We start from the raw sequence: 18,449 nt of genomic DNA on the forward strand, positions 1-18,449 counted from the left end.
AGCTGAACTACCGCTCCGCGCTTAAAACTTTGCTTGGTGCTTAGTGGTGGGTGCTGAGGGTTTCGAACCCCCGACCCTCTCCGTGTAAGGGAGACGCTCTACCGCTGAGCTAAGCACCCTAGCGAGTCGATTAGTTTACTGCATCCTTCAGGGCTTTGCCAGCCTTGAATGCAGGATTCTTCGAAGCAGCGATCTTGATGCTGTCGCCCGTCTTCGGATTGCGGCCGGTACGCTCAGCGCGCTCGCGGACCTGGAAGGTGCCGAAGCCAACGAGGGTGACAGCGTCGCCCTTCTTCAGCGCCTTGGTGATTTCGCTCACAACCGCGTCGACAGCACGGCCAGCTTCAGCCTTGGAGATGTCAGCGGCAGCGGCAACGCCATCGATCAATTCGGTTTTATTCATTCTTGAAACTCCCTTTGCGGCAGATGCCGCGGAATCGACAATCGGCGCTCTTGCCGTTAGCGAAGAACCCGACACAAGTGGTATCGCGTGACGCATCACATTTTGCCGCGCCCACGAGTCGTGCATTTATACCAGCGCCCCCAACAGCGCGCAAGCCAAAACCCAATAACGACGCGGGTTTTGGCTTGTTTCGGGACGTCTTAGACAGCGCACGTTAGTGCTTGACGCGGGTACCCGGGGTAGTACGCGACTTGCCGCGCACGGCAACGCGCGACGCAGTCTTGCGGGCCTTTTCCTTGCCTGCCTTCTTCGGTGCGAGCGGACGCTCCAGGGCGAGATCCAGCACTTCGTCGATCCACTTGACCGGCACGATCTTCAAATCGCGCGTGACGTTGGCCGGGATATCGGCCAGGTCCTTGCGGTTCTCGTCCGGGATCAACACGGTGCGGATGCCACCACGCAATGCCGCCAGCAATTTCTCCTTCAAGCCGCCGATTGCCGACACGCGACCGCGCAGCGTGATCTCGCCGGTCATCGCCACATCGGCGCGGATCGGCACCTTGGTCAATACCGATACCAGCGACGTCACCATCGCGATACCTGCGCTGGGGCCGTCCTTCGGTGTGGCGCCATCGGGCACGTGCACATGCACGTCCTGTTTCTGCAGGAAATCCACATCGATGCCCAGACGCTCGGCGCGCGAACGCACCACCGACAGCGCAGCCGATGCAGACTCCTTCATGACGTTACCAAGCTGACCGGTCAGGATCAGATTGCCCTTGCCCGGCACCAACGTCGATTCGACCTGCAACAACTCGCCGCCGACTTCGGTCCAGGCCAGACCGGTGACCAGACCGATTTCGTTTTCTTCTTCGGCGCGACCGAAGTCGAAGCGACGCACGCCCAGGTACTTGTCGAGATTCTTCGACCCGACCATCATCAACGCCTTCGGCTTGCCCTTCTTGGCGACCACTTTCTTCGCTGCCGGCTGCGGGCCGGCAAGCGCGATTTCCTTGACCACCTTGCGGCAGATCTTGGCGATTTCGCGCTCCAGATTACGCACGCCGGATTCGCGGGTGTAATAGCGCACCACATCCTGGATGGCGTCGCTGCCGATTTCGATCTCTTCCGGCTTCAGGCCGTTGGCCTTGATCTGCTTGGGCACCAGGTAACGCATCGCGATGTTGAGCTTTTCATCCTCGGTATAGCCGGGGATGCGGATCACTTCCATGCGGTCCAGCAGCGGGCCGGGGATATTGAGCGAGTTGGAGGTGGCGACGAACATCACTTCCGACAGGTCCAGATCCACTTCCAGATAATGGTCGTTGAAGGAATGGTTCTGCTCGGGATCGAGCACTTCCAGCAACGCCGACGACGGGTCGCCGCGGAAGTCCATCGACATCTTGTCGATCTCGTCCAGCAGGAACAGCGGGTTCTTGCTGCCGACCTTGTTGAGGTTCTGCACCAGACGACCCGGCATCGAGCCGACGTAGGTCCGGCGATGGCCACGGATCTCGGCCTCGTCGCGGATGCCGCCCAGGCTCATGCGCACGAACTTGCGGTTGGTCGCCTTGGCGATCGACTGGCCGAGCGAGGTCTTGCCCACGCCAGGCGGGCCGACCAAGCACAGGATCGGACCCTTCATCTGCTTCACCCGCGACTGCACTGCCAGGTACTCAAGGATGCGCTCCTTGACCTTGTCCAGGCCGTAGTGATCGGCGTCCAGCGTGTCTTCGGCAACCTTCAGATCCTTGCGGACCTTGGTGCGCTTCTTCCACGGCACGCCCAGCAGCCAGTCCAGATAGTTGCGTACCACCGCCGCCTCGGCAGACATCGGCGACATCTGCTTGAGCTTGTTGAGCTCGGCCTTGGCCTTGGTCTCGACCGGCTTGGGCATGCCGGACTCGGCGATCTTGCGCGCGAGCTCTTCCAGTTCGCCCGGCGCATCGTCCAGATCGCCCAGCTCCTTCTGGATCGCCTTCATCTGCTCGTTGAGGTAGTACTCGCGCTGGCTCTTTTCCATCTGCGACTTCACACGCCCGCGGATGCGCTTTTCCAGCTGCTGCACGTCGATTTCGCCATCCACCAGCCCAACCAGCAGCTCCAGGCGTTCACCGATCTCGGTGATCCCCAGCAGGCGCTGCTTGTCGGCCAGACGCACGCCGATATGGGCAGCGATGGTGTCGGCCAGACGGCCCGGCTCGTCGATGCCGGCCAGCGTCTGCAACAACTCCGGCGGCAACTTGCGGTTGGTCTTGACGTACTGCTCGAACAGGGACATCAGCGAGCGCGCGATCGCTTCGACCTCGCGCGGCTCACGGCCATCGCTGGCCTCCACTTCGGTGCCCTGCCCCTGCAGTGCGCCGTCCAGTTCGACGACCTTGTCGACGGTGACCCGCGACAGGCCCTCGACCAGCACCTTGATGGTGCCATCGGGCAATTTGAGCAGTTGCAGCACCTGCGCCAGGGTGCCGACGGTGTACAGATCGCCGGCGGCCGGGTCGTCGGTTTCGGCCGACTTCTGCGCCACCAGCAGGATGCGCTTGTCCGCCTCCATGGCCTTTTCCAGCGCGCGCATCGACTTGTCACGGCCGACGAACAGCGGGATCACCATGTGCGGAAACACCACCACGTCGCGCAGCGGCAACACCGGCAGATCGAGAACTTCTGGTTGGGACTGGGCCATGGGGCGCTCCGCAGGAATCGGGGAAATTAGGGCGTAAAAAAAGCCGATGGCCCCGTTATGGGGCCATCGGCGAGGTGTTGCAAGTAGCTGTCGGAAACCCTTTATCCGCGAGCGGGGCCAAGGCCTGGCAACGCGAATACGGAGCTCAATCGCCGGACGCAGCCTTGGCCGGGGCCGGTTGCGCCTGGTAGATCAGATACGGCTCGGATTTGTGCTCGATCACCGACTCGTCCACCACGACCTTGCTCACATTTTCCTGCGAAGGCAGCTCGTACATCGTATCCAGCAGCACCGATTCGACGATGGTGCGCAGACCACGCGCGCCGGTCTTGCGCTTGAGCGCCTTCTTGGCGATCGCAGACAGTGCGTCCGGGCGGAACTCAAGTTCCACGCCTTCCATGTCGAACAGCTTCTTGAACTGCTTGGTGATGGCGTTCTTGGGCTCGGTCAGAATCTTGATCAGTGCCGGCTCGTCCAGCTCCTCAAGCGTGGCGACCACCGGCAGGCGGCCCACGAACTCGGGAATCAGGCCGAACTTGATCAAATCTTCCGGCTCGACCTCTGCCAGGATCTTGCCGACTTCCTGCTTGCGCTCGCTGCTCTTGACCTTGGCACCGAAGCCGATGCCGCCAGCGTCGTTGGAGCGCGCCTGGATGACCTTGTCCAGACCAGCGAACGCGCCGCCGCAGATGAACAGGATGTTCTTGGTGTCGACCTGCAGGAATTCCTGCTGCGGATGCTTACGACCACCCTGAGGCGGCACCGAGGCAACCGTGCCTTCGATCAGCTTCAGCAGCGCTTGCTGCACGCCTTCGCCGGACACATCGCGGGTGATCGACGGGTTCTCGCTCTTGCGCGAGATCTTGTCGATTTCGTCGATATAAACGATGCCCTGCTGCGCTTTTTCGACGTCGTAGTCGCACTTCTGCAGCAGCTTCTGGATGATGTTTTCCACGTCCTCGCCGACATAGCCGGCCTCGGTCAGCGTGGTGGCATCGGCGATCGTGAACGGCACATTGAGCAGGCGCGCCAGCGTTTCGGCCAGCAGCGTCTTGCCCGAACCGGTCGGACCGACCAGCAGGATGTTGGATTTGGCGAGTTCGACTTCGTCGTTCTTGCTGCGGCTCTCGATACGCTTGTAGTGGTTGTACACCGCCACGGCGAGCGTGCGCTTGGCGCGCAGCTGCCCGATCACGTATTGATCCAGCACTTCGAGGATCTCGCGCGGCTTGGGCAGACTGGAACGTGCCGACTGCGCCTTCTCTTCGAGCTCCTCGCGGATGATGTCGTTGCACAGCTCAACGCATTCATCACAGATGAATACGCTGGGACCGGCAATCAGCTTGCGGACTTCATGCTGACTCTTACCGCAGAACGAGCAGTAGAGAATCTTGTTGCTGTCGCCGGAACGACCTTGGCGGTCTTCGCTCATGCTTCTGTTACCCAGTTACCCCACCCGATGCACGGGGGTTCGATTTCGAGAATAGCACAGGGTCGGGAGGACGTTCGCCCCGCCCGACCCTGCCGGTTTTTCCTGCAATTTCAGCGACCTGGCGATCAAGACGGCTGGATCGACTCTTCCGGACGACGCTCCAGCACCTGATCCACCAGACCATAGGCCTGTGCATCGACCGCGCTCTTGAAGTTGTCGCGCTCGGTATCGCGCGCAATGGTCTCCAACGACTGGCCAGTGTGCTTGGCGAGAATCTCATTCAGGCGCGAACGCAGGGTCAGGATCTCGCGCGCATGGATGTCGATATCGGTCGCCTGGCCCTGGAAGCCGCCCAGCGGCTGATGGATCATCACGCGCGAATTCGGCAGCGCGTAGCGCTTGCCGGCCGCACCCGATGCCAGCAGCAGCGCGCCCATCGAGGCAGCCTGGCCGACGCAGATGGTGGCCACGTCCGGCTTGATGTACTGCATGGTGTCGTAGATCGCCATGCCGGCGGTGACCACGCCACCGGGCGAATTGATGTAGATGCTGATGTCCTTTTCCGGATTATCCGCTTCCAGAAACAGCAACTGAGCCACGATCACGTTGGCCATATGGTCGTCGATCGGACCGACCAGGAAGATCAGACGCTCCTTGAGCAGACGCGAGTAGATGTCATACGCACGCTCGCCACGGCTGGTCTGTTCGACCACCATCGGCACCAGATTCAGGGCTTTGGTCACAATGCTCATCGGTCTTCCTGTTGTGGCACCAGCTTGCGCCGATAACCGGGTTTGACGTCCGCATCCCAGCCAGCAGGATGCGGGTTGGTGTCACACCGCCGCTTTTAGACGCGGATCGCGTCCTGGAACGACAGCGGCTGCTCGGTATGCTGGGCGCGCTCGGCGATCCAGTCGATCACCTGCTCCTCCATCACACGGCTCTGCAGCCCACCCATCAGTTGGGGATCGTTGCGGTACATCTCAATGACCTGTTCCGGCTCTTCGTAGGTCGAGGCGATCAGACGCAGCGTTTCGCTGACGCGCTTGGACTCCAGCCGCAGTTCGTTGCGGCGTGCCACTTCACCGACCAGCAGACCGACCAGCACGCGCTTGGCGGCGGCATCCATGAAACCCTGGTGTGCATCGTCCGGCACCTGGCCTGGATCGCGACCGCTGCGGCGCACCTGCTCAACTTGCTGGGCCAGCATCGAACGGGCCTCGTTCTCGACCAGACGCGGCGGCATCTCGACGTGCGCGTAGGCAGCGATCAGCTGCTCGCCCACTTCGCGACGCAGACGATTCATCAGCGCACCCTTGAGCTCGCGCTCCAGGTTGGTACGGATGTCGGCGCGGAACTGCTCGGCATCGCCGCTCTTAACGCCGAAGCTCTTGATGAACTCCTTGTCCACCACCGGCAGCACCGGCTCGGACACTTCAACTGCTTTGACATGCACCTGCACGGTCTTGCCAGCCAGCTGCGGCACGCGCCACTCGGCCGGGAAATCGATGGTCAGGGCCTTGTCTTCACCCTTGGTCAGGCCTTCCAGGCCCTTCTCGATCTGGTCGAACATCACGCCCGAGCCCAACACGCTGCTGCCGGTTTCCACGCCTTCGGCAGGCAAACGCTCGTCGCCGGCCTGCGACCAGGTCTCCAGCGCCACCAGATCGCCGACCTGCGCGCCGCGCTCGACCGGGTTCCAGGTACGGCGCTGCAGACGCAGGTTTTCGATCATCTGGTCGATGTCGGCGTCGGTCACGTCAGCGGTGTGACGCACCACCGACAGCTTGGCGACATCGATATCGCCGAAATCCGGCACCACTTCGAAGGTGGCGACGAAGTCGAAATCGCTTGCGCCCTGATCGATGCGCGGGTTGCCGGCCAGACGCAGCGAGTGCTCGCGCACGGCCGAGTCGAAGGTTTCACGCAACAGGCCTTCCATCGCCTCGGCACGCACCTGCTGACCGAAGCGCTGCTCGATGACCTTGGTCGGCACCTTGCCGGGACGGAAGCCCTTGATGCGCGTGGTCCGCGCCAGTTCGCGCAGGCGGCCACCGACGTGGGTCTCCAGACGCTCCTGCGGCAGGGTGAAGGTCAGGCGGCGTTCCAGATTGCCGGTGGATTCGATCGATGCTTGCATGTTGACTCCTGCCACCGACAGCACAAGCGTCGGCACGAGATGGAAGAGACGGGTTGACGGATGGCGAGAATGCCGCCGAGCCTTGTAGTTTCGCCGATAACGGCGACGGCTGCCAGCGGAACGCGCGTACCGGCGTTTGCAGCGGAAAAGACGGGTTTGCCGGAACGGCAGCGGCCGGAGCACTCACGGCCGCACTGCATTGGTGCGAAAGGGGGGACTCGAACCCCCACGCCTTGCGGCGTCAGAACCTAAATCTGGTGCGTCTACCAATTCCGCCACTTTCGCGATGTCGCAGGTGCATGCGCATTGTTGCAGGGATGCCGGCAAAGAAAAAGCGCCGCGAACGGGCTGCCAAGGCCGCGCGCCGGGTTGGGGCAGGCATGGCAGGCATGCACCTGCCAAATCGGCGCTCCGGAGGTGCCCGCCAACCGAACTCAAGTGAACGATTCACCCCCCAGCCTGATCCCAGCCCAAACCTGATGCTTTTGCGTGTACATGACTGCGTCAATATTTGCGAAAATTCCGTTAAGCCCAAGTCGAGAGAGCGCGCCGTCGCAATGAGAGACCGATACCGCCAGATCGTGGCACTGTCGCGAGACTGCATCAAAGAGATCGACCTCGACGGGCGGATCACGGCGATCAATGCCAATGGACTGACCGTCTTGGGCGCCAGTCGTCCCGAGCAGTTGCTTTCTCGCCCGTGGCGGGACTTCTGGCCGGCGGGAGCCGTCGGTTTGATCGATACGGCACTTACTGCATCGCTCGCGGGCGCGGTGCACGAGTTCGAGGCCAGCTGCGTCAACTTCGTTGGCGTGCGCCAGACCTGGCAGGTGGTCACCAGCCCGTTGTTCGACGCAGACGGCAACGTCGAGGCGATCCTGGCGGTCAGCAAGAACATTTCCGACCGCCGTGCGTTGGAGGCTGCCTTCCATACGCTGGATCGCACCTTGAAGGCGGAGCGCGAGTTCTCCACGGGCGCACTGATGCTCGCACGCACGCGCGAGAATTCTCTGTCGACCGAGCTGCACAGCCTGCGCGATCTACAGGAGCGCATCGAGGACGATCTGGACATTGCGCGCGCCGCACAGGGTGCTGCCGAACGAATTTCCGAACAGGCACAGAAAGGCGAGGCGGTCGGGCAACTGCTGGCCGGCGTGGTGCACGATCTGAACAATGTGCTGCAAGCCGCCACCTCGGCGATCGACCTGGTGGTCCAGCGTGGGCAGATCGACGCACAGGACACCAAGCTGCTCGGCGTGGCCGATGCCGCGCTTCAACATGGCTCGGTCATGGCGCAGCGCCTGGTTGGATTTTCGCGCCAGTATCCGTATAGCCCCGAACCTGTTGACCTTGCCGCACTGGCCGACCAGCTCAATCCGTTGCTGGAACAGGTCATCGGCACAGACCTGCGCTTGCAGGTGAACACTGCTGCGGGCGGATGCTGCGCCATGGTCGACCGTCATACGGTGGAGCGCGCGATCTTGAATCTGGTCATCAATGCGCGCGATGCCTGCGCAAGCGGTGGTGTCATCCGTGTGGAGACCGGCCAAACGCAGGTCGCCAAGGCCGATGCAACCTTGACCAAACCCGCTGGCGAGTTCGCCACCATCGCGGTTGCCGATGACGGTCACGGCATGGACAGCCATGTGCAGTCGCGGCTATTCGAGGCGTACTTCACCACCAAGAGCGCGGACAAGGGAGCCGGGCTGGGCCTGGCGCAGGTTTACAGCGCGGTGCGCCAGGCAGGCGGCTTTATCGACGTGACATCGGCACCGGGCAAAGGCGCGCGCTTCCTGCTTGCGTTTCCGCGTGTGGACCAGGCGTAACACTCGGTTGGCGAATGCAAACATGCGTAGCTGCATGCGTGCGTTATGCAGTTAAATTGACGTAAATCGCTAACTGCGTCGATTGCGCGCGGCGTTGCAATTGCAGAATTCTTTCACCACTGTCTGCAACATATCGGTAACACCCTTGCCTTAATCGAGGCGAAGGGAAGTTTCGAATATCTAAGGCGGCAGTTGGTAGCCCGCTGATCAAGTGATGCAGCAGCATCCATTCAGTATTCGATACTTCTTACTTAATGCCCATGCATATCGTTCCGGCATTGATGTGTCGCGCTGCTTACCGGGCGACAGCGTGCAGCGCCGCCATAGTGAGTTACCAGCAGGGAACCAGGCGTCGCGCACCTCTCTGCCACCTTCAATCACTCTGCGAATCTATTGCGTCAAACACCCGATAAACGCGGAGCGGCGATTAATCGCCTCACACAGCGCGCGTTCGCACTCGGAGTGCGGGCTTCGTTGTTGGGAAATCCTGGGCTAGCCCACAAGCACATCATCTGGCGCTCTTAACTCGCAATCGCAATCGCAATCGCAATCGCAATCGCACTCGCACTCGCACTGTCGGCATATCGCATGCCACTTTTTTGAAAGCACGTTGGCCGATACGCGCCTGACTGTAAGTCGTTACCGGAAACAAGACTTGCACCAACACCAGCAAGGGATTGCGTCGTAGCGGGAAGCTTTCGAATTCCCGGTCGCTCCCCACGCAATCCGCACTTCTCGGGTAACTACCTATGAGACACCACTCCATGGTCCAGATACGGAATCGCAACGCGTCACGCCTGTTCACTGCCATTGGCACTGCACTGGCTTTTCTGCCGATGATCGCAATGGCATCACCTGCGCGCGGCACGCTGCTCAGCAGTAACTTCCTGACCAGCTATACCCGCTCGGCACTTGCCGCCTTGCTGCCCGACGACAAGGCTAGCGACCTTCCGACATGCGATGTTCGCGTGGCCGAGTTCACCTACGCCACGATCGGTGTCCAGGGAGAGCCGACTACCGCGTCGGGCGTTCTGCTGGTACCGGGCGGCACACGCTGCACCGGCCCCTACCCCTTGCTGAGCTGGAACCAGGGCACCCAACCCAAACGTACCGCGGAACAGGCGAAGGACATCCGCGATGCAAAGGGCGACGACCCGCTTGTCACTCGATTGGCGGGCAAGGGCTATGTGGTGGTCAGCACCGATTATCTGGGATTGGGCAAGTCGCAGTACCCGTTCCCTCCTTATCTGCACGCGGCCACCGAGGCCAGTGCGAGCATCGACGCGATGCGCGCCGCACGCCAGGTTCTGGCACGTTTGCATACGCCACTGTCGGGCAAGGTCATGTTGTCGGGATATTCGCAAGGCGGGCATGCCGCGATGGCGACCCAGCGCGAGATCGAAGCGCACGATTCCAAGGAATTCAATCTGGTTGCCAGCGCACCGATCTCCGGGCCGTATGCACTGAGTCAGACCTTCCTGGACAGCTGGAGCGGGACCAATACGGTTGGCGAAAGCACCTTCGGCCTGGTGCTGGCCACTTACGCGCTGGTCGGCATGCAGCATGCATATCACAACATCTATCTCGCTCCGTCGCAGGTCTTTCAGGACCCGTGGGCCAGCAAGGTCGAGGGTTACTTTCCGGGTAAGGATGAGCTGACCGATCTTGCGATCGGCGACGCACTGCCGGGCATCGACAAGATCGGCAGCTATTTCCAGCCGAGTTTCTACAAGGACGTGCCACGCAATCCGAACAACCCGTTCCGCAAGGACTTGGCGCGCAACGATCTGCTGGACTGGACGCCACGCACACGCACGCTGCTGTGCGGCTCGTCCAATGACGCCACCGTGCCACTGAAGAACGCCATCACCGCCATCGACAGCTTCAAGCGACACGGCAGTACGCAGGTTTCGGTGCTGGATCTGGGAAGCGGCAACCGCGACGACAACAGCGCTCTGGAGCACCTGATCATCAAGGAGAGCTGCATGATCGCCGTGCGCCAGCAACTGCTGGACAAGCAGCGCTAAAGCCAGGGCGCGTGATGCATCGCTGCGAGGCGAGGCGACAACGCATCAGGCGGTACGCGGAGCATTGTCGCCGCCTTCGGATCGCCACTTCGTCATCTCCAAGATGACGAGGTCGAGCCGATCGACTTCGCGCACCGACTTGGGCACCAAGCGTTGCGATGAACGCGTAGATGGCTACGCAGCGATGCGGGGAATGCAGTGCGCCTGGACCAGGCATCGGCACAAAGAAAAACAGCCACTCAACTTGCGCTGAGTGGCTGCCTGTCTGGTGGGCCGTCAAGGATTCGAACCTTGGACCTATTGATTAAGAGTCAACTGCTCTACCAACTGAGCTAACGGCCCTGAAACTGGTCGCACATTGTATGTGCATTTTTGCTTCGTTGCAACACCCCGCGATGCATCGGGTCGAACTTTCCTGCAATCAGTGGGGTGGCTGAGGGGACTCGAACCCCCGACATCTGGAATCACAATCCAGTACTCTAACCAGCTGAGCTACAGCCACCACTGAAAACCTACTTCCTACCGCACCGCCGATGGCGCGCCCGACAGGACTCGAACCTGTAACCGCCGGCTTAGAAGGCCGGTGCTCTATCCGGTTGAGCTACGGGCGCCCGGACCGAACTTTGCACTCCCACGCCGTCAAGAGCTCGGAATGGTCGGGGTAGAGGGATTCGAACCCCCGACATCCTGCTCCCAAAGCAGGCGCGCTACCAGACTGCGCTATACCCCGGCGGGACCTTTCCATCCCAAAGGCTGGAAAGGTCGGCTATTTTGGGAACGATTGGCCTCGCTGTCAATCACTCTGTGTAAATTCGGCGATCCGGTATCCTCGCAGCAACGCTCACCGGTACGGCGAGCACCACTTTCATGGAGAACACGCATGCGTAGCGGTAACCCGGCTCTTCGGGAATCCACGTTCCTCGACCTCGGCTCCGGCTCGGTGGTCACCCGCGACGGCCAGGCAATGACACTCAACGGCACGGTCAACAAGACCGGCCTGCTGTTGCTGATGGCCGTCGCCACCGCTGCGTTTGCCTGGTCGCAATCGATCGGCGCGGACGGCGCGCCGCTGCCGGCAGCGCGCCTGTACATGATCGCCGGTGCGATCGGCGGGCTGGTGTTTGCACTGGCGACCAGCTTCAAGCCGACCTGGGCACCGGTCACCGCGCCGCTGTACGCGCTGATTGAAGGCTTTTTTCTGGGTTCGATCTCGGCCGTCTACGAGGCACGTTTCAACGGCATCGTGTTCCAGGCGGTGCTACTGACCTTCGGCACCATGTTCGCGCTGTTGTTCGCGTATCGCAGCGGCTTGATCAAGGCCACCGAGAACTTCAAGCTGGGTGTGGTCGCGGCCACCGGCGGCATCGCGCTGGTGTATCTGGCCACCATCGTGCTGGGCTTGTTCGGTGTGCGCATTCCCTTCATCCACGACTCGGGCCTGATCGGCATCGGCTTCAGTCTGTTCGTGGTGGTGGTGGCAGCGCTGAATCTGGTGCTGGACTTCGACTTCATCGAAAGCGGCGTCGAGCAGGGTGCACCCAAGCACATGGAGTGGTACGGCGCGTTCGGCCTGATGGTGACGCTGGTGTGGCTATACATCGAGTTTTTGCGCCTGCTGTCGAAGCTGCAGTCGCGCAATTAAGCGGGGAATCGGGAATCGGGATTGGGAAATCGCAGCAGCGATTGCTTGGCCTGATGGTTTGACACTGACGTTAAGCAATCCGCTTCCACCAAAAAGAAAGGGCGCCTAGGCGCCCTTTCTTTTTTACGATCTACCCGCGCGCTCAGAGGCGGCTGGCGATGGCCTTGGCGAAGCCCATGGTGTTGCCGGTGCCACCCAGGTCGGGGGTCAGCGAGTCCTTGGCTTCCAGCGTAGCGACGATCGCTTCGCGCAGGCGCTCGGCGTTCTGCGGCTGACCGATGTGGTCCAGCATCTGCGCGGCGCCCAGCAGCAGTGCGCATGGATTGGCCTTGCCCTGCCCTGCGATGTCCGGCGCCGAGCCATGCACGGCCTCGAAGATCGCCGCATCCAGACCGATGTTGGCACCCGGGGCCAGGCCCAGGCCGCCGACCAGACCGGCACACAGGTCGGAGATGATGTCGCCGAACAGGTTGGTGGTCACGATGATGTCGAACTGCTCCGGACGCATCACCAGCTGCATGCAGGTGTTGTCGACGATCATTTCCTGGAATTCGATTTCCGGGTACTGCGTGGCGACGTCACGGGCGACTTTCAGGAACAGGCCCGAGGTCGACTTGATGATGTTGGCCTTATGCACCGCGGTGACCTTCTTGCGGCCGGTGGCGCGCGCCAGGTCGAAGGCGTAGCGCACGATGCGCTCGGAGCCCTTGCGGGTGACGCGGGCGCCGGAGAATGCGGTCTCGCCATCCTCAGACACGGTCTGGCCTTCGCTCAGATACGCGCCTTCGGTGTTTTCGCGCACCGTGATCAGGTCAACGCCATCGGCGAAACGCGACTTGGTGTTGGGGAACGACTTGGCCGGACGCACGTTGGCGTACAGGTCGAACTTGCGACGCATGGCGACGTTGATCGAGCTGAAACCTTCGCCAACCGGCGTGGTCAGCGGGCTTTTCAACGCCACTTTGTTCTTGGTGATCGAGGCCAGGGTGGACTCGGGCAGCAGATCGCCGTGCTTTTCCAGCGCGACCAGGCCAGCGTCTGCGTACTCGTAGGTCAGGCCAGCTTGCAGCGCGTCGAGCACGAATAGCGTGGCATCCATGATCTCCGGGCCAATACCGTCGCCGCGGATGACCGTGATTGTCTGCGTCATAAGGTTGGGGTTCCGAACTTGAAGGGGGGAGCGCCAGCCGTCAAACCCGGCAAAGCGGCGCAAGGAGGTTTCACCGGCAATTATGCCCGATGCCGGTGACCGCGCCCAAACCGACCATCGTCTAAGGGGCTGGCAACAGGGGCAGCGGCCGCAGCGCGCGTAGCCCGGACGGATGCCGAACCGGTGCGTGTCCTCCCAACCCCTGCGGGCTCTCCACGACACCGCGCGCGGCAGCGCGAACGAGGTCCCGTGCGCCGGATGGCCGCTAGGCCCCAAAACGCAGCGCGCCGCCTCGGTGGGCGGCGCACTGGAGCCACAGCAGCGCTGCATCAGCCGTGGCTGTGTTCGGCCGGCGCCGGCGCGCCGCCTTCGAGCTGGTCGAGGAAATCCACCGCGCGGCGCAGATGCGGGATCACGATGGAGCCACCGACCACCAGGCCAACCGAGAAGGTCTCGAAGAACTCTTCGCGGGTGACCCCGGCCTCCTTGCATTGCGCCACGTGGTAGCTGATGCAGTCGTCGCAACGCAGCACCATCGAGGCGACCAGGCCGAGCAGCTCCTTGGTTTTCACATCCAGCGCGCCGGCCTGGTAGGTCTGGGTATCCAGCGCGAAGAAGCGCCGCACGACTTGGTTGGGCTCGGCCAGGATGCGCTGGTTCATGCGCTGGCGGAAGTCGGTGAACTCGCGCAGGCGATCGGCGCTGCCGTCGTCGGAACCACTCATGCCTGGCCGCCCGCAGCGGAGAACAGCGGTTCGAGTTTGCCCGCGCGGTGCATGGCCATCATGTCGTCGTAGCCGCCCACATGGGTGTCGCCAACGAAGATCTGCGGCACGCTGGTGCGTCGCGCCAGGGCGACCATCTTGTCGCGCTCGACCGGGTCGAGATCGATCCGCACCTCGGTCCAGGTCTGGCCCTTGCTCTTGAGGAAGTTCTTGGCCGCCACGCAGTACGGGCAGATGGCGGTGGAATACAGGGTGATCTGCGGGCCGGTGGCCGCGTCCTGCCCGGTGTGGTCTTGGCTCACAGGAAACTCCGTGGTGGGTCTGAGGTCTGATACATGGTAGCGGGCGACTGGAATTTCCATGTCGTCACCGCAACACTGTGGATTAATTGCCGATTCACACCGCTGCGCTGCGCTGCCCGCATGCTCCGCGCATCACCTGGGAGTTTCACTTGCGCCTGCTTCCGCTCGCCACCGCCCTCACCCTGGCCCTCGCCATGGGCGTGGCACCAGCCCAGGAAAGTCGCCTGCCCGATATCGGCTCGTCGGCGGGCGAGCTGCTGACCCCGGCCCGTCAGGCCGAGTACGGCAAGATGATGCTGGCCGAGTTGCGCAACTACGACTACGTGCTGGACGACCCGCTAATCGGTGACTGGCTGCAGACCATGGGCACCCGCCTGGGCGCCAACAGCGACCAGCCGCAGCAGCCATTTACCTTTTTCATGCTGCGCGACCGCCAGATCAATGCGTTCGCCACGCTGGGCGGCTATATCGCAGTCAACGCCGGGCTGGTGCTGACCGCCGAGCGCGAGGATGAAGTGGCGGCGGTGCTCTCGCACGAAATCGCCCACGTCACCCAGCAGCACGTGCTGCGCGGGGTGGAGCGGGCGCAGCGCGACCAGATTCCGATCCTGCTCGGCATGCTGGCGGCGGTGGTTGCGGCGCAGCAGGCCGGCGGCAATTCCAAAGGCGATGCCACCATGGCCACCATCACCAGTGCGATGGGGCTGATGCAGCAACGCCAGATCGACTACACCCGCTCCAACGAATCCGAAGCCGACCGACTGGGCATCCGCACGCTGGTGCGCAGCGGCTACGACGTGGACGCGATGGCCGGCTTCTTCGAGCGCATGTCGGTGGCGATGCGCGCCAACGAGGGCGGCTACAGCGCGCCGGACTTCCTGCAGACCCACCCGGTCACCACCACCCGCATCAGCGAGGCCAAGGCGCGCGCCGAGCAGATGAAGAAGAACACCGTGGTGTTGACCACCTCGGTGCCGGGCGGAACGCGCCAGGAGCGCGTGGACCCGGCCGACCCGTCGTTGTCGGAACCGTTGAGCCGCAATGGCAACGCGCTGCTGCCGTATGCGCTGCGGCTGCCGGTGGATGCGTTGAACCGTGGCGGCGATCAACAGAGTTTCGACTGGGCCAAGGAACGTCTGCGCGTGCTCAGTGCGAGCACGCCCGATGCGGCCATTCGCGAATACGAAAATCTGCGCCGCAGCGCCAAGCAAGGCCTGACCGATGCGCAGCGTTACGGGCTGGCGCTGGCACAGCTGCGCAACAGCGGAAGCCGGCCGAGCGAGCCGGTGGCCGAACTGGCCGGCCTGCTGGAGGCGCATCCGGACAACCTGTGGCTGGCGTTGGGCCTGAGCGAGGCGCAGGCGCGCGTGGGGCAGCGCGAGGCGGCCAATGCGCGCTTCGATGCGCTGCTGAAGCGGCTGCCGAACAACCGCGCGGTGGCGTTGACCTATGCCGGCGCGCTCAACGAACAAGCCAGCAAGGAATCCGGCCAGCGCGCGCGCCAGGTGCTGGAACCCCTGCTCTACCGCAACGGCGAAGACCCGTTGCTGCAGCAGACCTACGCCCGCGCCTGCGAACTCGCTGGCGACCATCTGCGCGCCAGCGAAGCCTATGCCGAATCGGCATCGTTAAACGGGCGCCCGGAGCAGGCCCTGATCCAGCTGGAAGCACTGAAAAAGAAGGATCTGGATTATGTGACGCGGGCGCGTGTGGATGCGCGCATCGCTGCGATTACGCCCACCGTGCTGGAGCTGCGTCGCCAGGGCATTCGCGACCCGGATCTTTCCACGCGTTGACAGCTGGCACCGCATTGGCGCCGGCGGCGGCATGCGGCGCCCGGGCCTGGAGCCGCTCGCAACGGCTCAGCCCGCTTCGCAAAATGGCAGCCTGTCTACAAGCAGCGCCAGCGATGTCACATTAGAGTCACAAAACCGTAGTCTACTGGCGATCACCAAAGCCAGACGGTAAGCCCCGCGTGCAAAAACGCATTCTAATCGTCGATGACGAACCCGCGATCCGCGACATGGTGGCGTTCGCGCTGCGCAAAGGCGAGTTCGAGCCCATCCATGCCGGCGACGCGCGCGAAGCACAGACCGCCATTGCCGACCGCGTCCCCGACCTGATCCTGCTGGACTGGATGCTGCCGGGCACCAGCGGGCTGGATCTGGCGCGGCGCTGGCGCAAGGAACAGCTGACGCGCGAGATTCCGATCATCATGCTGACCGCGCGTGGCGAAGAGAACGACCGTGTCGGCGGGTTGGAAGCCGGAGTCGACGACTACGTGGTCAAGCCGTTTTCGGCGCGCGAGTTGCTGGCGCGTATCCGTGCGGTGATGCGCCGCACCCGCGAGGACGACGAAGACGGCAGCGTGGCCGTTGGCCGGCTGCGCATCGATGGCGCGGCGCACCGCGTGTTTGCCGGTGATGCGCCGGTGCCGATCGGCCCGACCGAATACCGCCTGCTGCACTTCTTCATGACCCATCCGGAGCGCGTGTACACCCGCACCCAGTTGCTGGACCATGTCTGGGGCGGCAGCGTGTATGTGGAAGAACGCACCATCGATGTGCACATTCGCCGCCTGCGCAAGACGCTGGAACCGTTCGGCCTGGAAAACATGGTGCAGACCGTGCGTGGCTCGGGCTATCGTTTTTCGTCGGCAACTTAAGTACGTGCCGCACGGCAACCCGGCCGCTGCCTGGCCGGGTTGGCTGCCCACCTGACGCTTCGTGGTAACGCCTTCCATGCCCCAACATATCCGTTCCGCCTGGCTCAAGACGCTCGGCACCCTTGCGCTGTTATTGGGCGCTGCCGTCGTAGCGGGCGTGCTGATCGGGCATGTGTGGATGGCACTGACGCTCACCGCGCTGGGCGTGCTGGCCTGGCATTACTGGCGGTTGCGCCAGGTGCTGCGTCGCCTCACCGCACGCCAGCGTGCCGAACCTGCCGCCGGCGTGGGTGCCTGGAACGAACTGGACCGTCTGCTGTATCGCAGCCAGGCCGAAATGCGTGGGCGCAAGCGCCGCTTGATCGACATGCTGCGCACCTACCGCGCCGCCGCACAGGCGCTGCCGGATGCGGTGGTGGTGGTGGATCGCAACAGCCAGCGCGTGCAGTGGTTCAACAAGGCTGCCGGCGGACTGCTGGGCTTGCATCATCCCGGCGACATGGGCGTGTCGGTAGTGGAGCGGCTGCAGCCGTTGCCGCTGGCGCACTGGCTGGCAGCCGGTCGCAACGCCGAGCCGATGCTGGATGCGGCCTCGCCAGTGGACCCGGATCTGCGCCTGAATCTGCGCCTGATCCCCTACTCCGACGACTACTGGCTGTTGGTGGCACGCGATGTCAGCAAGCTGCTGCGTCTGGAACAGGTACGTCGCGATTTCGTGGCCAATGTGTCGCACGAGCTGCGCACGCCATTGACGGTGGTGCACGGCTATCTGGACATGCTCGACCCGGAGGACTTCCCGGACTCCGGCCCGATGCTGGCGGAGATGCGCAAGCAGTCGCAGCGCATGGCGCAGCTGGTCGAAGATCTGCTGACCTTGTCGCGACTGGAATCGCAGGAAGAACTCGGCGAAGAACACGTGGCGATGGCACCGATGCTTTCGACACTCCGCCGCGAGGCCGAGGCCCATAGCCAGGGCCGGCATACGGTGGACGTGATTGATGAGGCCGGCGTGGACCTGCTCGGCTCCAACAAGGAATTGCACAGCGCATTTTCCAACCTGGTCACCAACGCGGTGCGTTATACGCCCGGCGGCGGCACGGTGACGATTCGCTTCGTGCGCGAAGGCGATGGCGCGGCGTTGGCAGTGCGCGACACCGGCTACGGCATTCCTGCCTCGCATCTGCCGCGCATCACCGAGCGCTTCTATCGCGTGTCCAGCAGCCGCTCGCGCGAGAGCGGCGGCACCGGGCTGGGGCTGTCGATCGTCAAGCACATCCTGGGGCTGCACCAGGCACGGCTGGAGATCGAAAGCGAAGTGGGACGCGGCAGCGAATTCTCGTGCCATTTTGTGGGCGCACGCATCGTGCAGCGCGAACAGTCCCTGCCACTGTCACGCTTGGCATGATATGTAGGGAGTGCGCGTCGCCGCGCGGCGCGATGCACCTGCGCAA

Annotated in this window: 14 protein-coding genes and 7 tRNA genes (1 of these 21 only partly in view); 6 read left to right on the forward strand and 15 right to left on the reverse strand. The window is 63.0% G+C overall.

The window, feature by feature from the left end:
• From ABQZ00_RS14945 to ABQZ00_RS14980, 8 genes are all read right to left on the reverse strand, one after another.
• A tRNA-Asp gene (locus tag ABQZ00_RS14945) sits at nucleotides 1-17 on the reverse strand; it reaches 160 nt to the left of the window's first position.
• 27 nt (nucleotides 18-44) lie between these two features.
• Nucleotides 45-119, reverse strand: a tRNA-Val gene (locus tag ABQZ00_RS14950).
• Between the two features lie 11 nt (nucleotides 120-130).
• Nucleotides 131-403: a non-specific DNA-binding protein Hbs gene (gene hbs, locus ABQZ00_RS14955; RefSeq protein ID WP_002806049.1), complete on the reverse strand. Its 273-nt coding sequence runs from the start codon at nucleotides 401-403 to the stop codon at nucleotides 131-133.
• A 214-nt stretch (nucleotides 404-617) separates the two neighbouring features.
• Nucleotides 618-3,089, reverse strand: a complete 2,472-nt coding sequence (lon, locus tag ABQZ00_RS14960) for an endopeptidase La (protein ID WP_323538864.1) — start codon at nucleotides 3,087-3,089, stop codon at nucleotides 618-620.
• Between the two features lie 145 nt (nucleotides 3,090-3,234).
• Nucleotides 3,235-4,521 (reverse strand): ATP-dependent Clp protease ATP-binding subunit ClpX, encoded by a 1,287-nt coding sequence (gene clpX / locus ABQZ00_RS14965; protein ID WP_055845975.1) that lies wholly within the window; start codon nucleotides 4,519-4,521, stop codon nucleotides 3,235-3,237.
• A 125-nt stretch (nucleotides 4,522-4,646) separates the two neighbouring features.
• A complete protein-coding gene (gene clpP / locus ABQZ00_RS14970; RefSeq protein WP_055845978.1) occupies nucleotides 4,647-5,273 on the reverse strand; it encodes an ATP-dependent Clp endopeptidase proteolytic subunit ClpP in 627 nt (208 codons plus the stop codon).
• Nucleotides 5,274-5,368: 95 nt separating this feature from the next.
• Complete coding sequence (gene tig / locus ABQZ00_RS14975; protein ID WP_115558949.1) at nucleotides 5,369-6,661, reverse strand: trigger factor; 1,293 nt, start codon at nucleotides 6,659-6,661, stop codon at nucleotides 5,369-5,371.
• A 200-nt stretch (nucleotides 6,662-6,861) separates the two neighbouring features.
• Nucleotides 6,862-6,946, reverse strand: a tRNA-Leu gene (locus ABQZ00_RS14980).
• A 272-nt stretch (nucleotides 6,947-7,218) separates the two neighbouring features.
• Here ABQZ00_RS14980 and ABQZ00_RS14985 point away from each other — a divergent pair.
• Nucleotides 7,219-8,487 carry a two-component system sensor histidine kinase NtrB gene (locus ABQZ00_RS14985; RefSeq protein ID WP_311239712.1) on the forward strand — a complete coding sequence of 423 codons (1,269 nt, stop codon included), beginning with the start codon at nucleotides 7,219-7,221 and terminating at the stop codon, nucleotides 8,485-8,487.
• A 764-nt stretch (nucleotides 8,488-9,251) separates the two neighbouring features.
• The gene (locus ABQZ00_RS14990; RefSeq protein ID WP_323538863.1) at nucleotides 9,252-10,514 is read left to right on the forward strand and encodes an alpha/beta hydrolase family protein; all 1,263 of its coding nucleotides are present in this window, start codon (nucleotides 9,252-9,254) and stop codon (nucleotides 10,512-10,514) included.
• Between the two features lie 266 nt (nucleotides 10,515-10,780).
• Here ABQZ00_RS14990 and ABQZ00_RS14995 read toward each other — a convergent pair.
• The 4 genes from ABQZ00_RS14995 to ABQZ00_RS15010 all read right to left on the reverse strand — a co-directional run bounded on the left by ABQZ00_RS14995 (nucleotide 10,781) and on the right by ABQZ00_RS15010 (nucleotide 11,244).
• Nucleotides 10,781-10,856: transfer RNA gene (locus tag ABQZ00_RS14995), tRNA-Lys, on the reverse strand.
• Between the two features lie 83 nt (nucleotides 10,857-10,939).
• Nucleotides 10,940-11,016 (reverse strand) — tRNA-His (locus ABQZ00_RS15000).
• 32 nt (nucleotides 11,017-11,048) lie between these two features.
• Nucleotides 11,049-11,125: transfer RNA gene (locus ABQZ00_RS15005), tRNA-Arg, on the reverse strand.
• A gap of 42 nt (nucleotides 11,126-11,167) precedes the next feature.
• A tRNA-Pro gene (locus ABQZ00_RS15010) sits at nucleotides 11,168-11,244 on the reverse strand.
• A gap of 150 nt (nucleotides 11,245-11,394) precedes the next feature.
• Between ABQZ00_RS15010 and ABQZ00_RS15015 the strand changes: the two genes are divergently transcribed.
• Complete coding sequence (locus ABQZ00_RS15015) at nucleotides 11,395-12,156, forward strand: Bax inhibitor-1/YccA family protein (protein ID WP_055845987.1); 762 nt, start codon at nucleotides 11,395-11,397, stop codon at nucleotides 12,154-12,156.
• Nucleotides 12,157-12,298: 142 nt separating this feature from the next.
• Here the strand turns inward: ABQZ00_RS15015 and ABQZ00_RS15020 are convergent, their stop codons facing one another.
• The 3 genes from ABQZ00_RS15020 to grxC all read right to left on the reverse strand — a co-directional run bounded on the left by ABQZ00_RS15020 (nucleotide 12,299) and on the right by grxC (nucleotide 14,333).
• Nucleotides 12,299-13,306: an isocitrate dehydrogenase gene (locus ABQZ00_RS15020; RefSeq protein WP_006451741.1), complete on the reverse strand. Its 1,008-nt coding sequence runs from the start codon at nucleotides 13,304-13,306 to the stop codon at nucleotides 12,299-12,301.
• A 329-nt stretch (nucleotides 13,307-13,635) separates the two neighbouring features.
• Entirely contained in the window at nucleotides 13,636-14,031 is a 396-nt protein-coding gene (locus ABQZ00_RS15025) for a carboxymuconolactone decarboxylase family protein (RefSeq protein WP_011036180.1), read from the reverse strand.
• Nucleotides 14,028-14,333 (reverse strand): glutaredoxin 3, encoded by a 306-nt coding sequence (gene grxC / locus ABQZ00_RS15030; protein ID WP_055845990.1) that lies wholly within the window; start codon nucleotides 14,331-14,333, stop codon nucleotides 14,028-14,030. The genes ABQZ00_RS15025 and grxC overlap by 4 nt, the downstream gene beginning before the upstream one ends.
• A 149-nt stretch (nucleotides 14,334-14,482) precedes the next feature.
• On the opposite strand from grxC, the gene ABQZ00_RS15035 reads away from it, so the two are divergent.
• From ABQZ00_RS15035 to phoR, 3 genes are all read left to right on the forward strand, one after another.
• The gene (locus ABQZ00_RS15035; RefSeq protein ID WP_323538862.1) at nucleotides 14,483-16,129 is read left to right on the forward strand and encodes a M48 family metalloprotease; all 1,647 of its coding nucleotides are present in this window, start codon (nucleotides 14,483-14,485) and stop codon (nucleotides 16,127-16,129) included.
• A gap of 179 nt (nucleotides 16,130-16,308) precedes the next feature.
• A complete protein-coding gene (gene phoB, locus ABQZ00_RS15040; protein ID WP_002806631.1) occupies nucleotides 16,309-16,998 on the forward strand; it encodes a phosphate regulon transcriptional regulator PhoB in 690 nt (229 codons plus the stop codon).
• Between the two features lie 76 nt (nucleotides 16,999-17,074).
• Entirely contained in the window at nucleotides 17,075-18,403 is a 1,329-nt protein-coding gene (phoR, locus tag ABQZ00_RS15045) for a phosphate regulon sensor histidine kinase PhoR (RefSeq protein WP_161961602.1), read from the forward strand.
• Nucleotides 18,404-18,449: the final 46 nt, after the last annotated feature.

This window comes from Xanthomonas sp. WHRI 10204 (assembly GCF_040202875.1).
In the GTDB taxonomy this organism is placed as follows: domain Bacteria; phylum Pseudomonadota; class Gammaproteobacteria; order Xanthomonadales; family Xanthomonadaceae; genus Xanthomonas.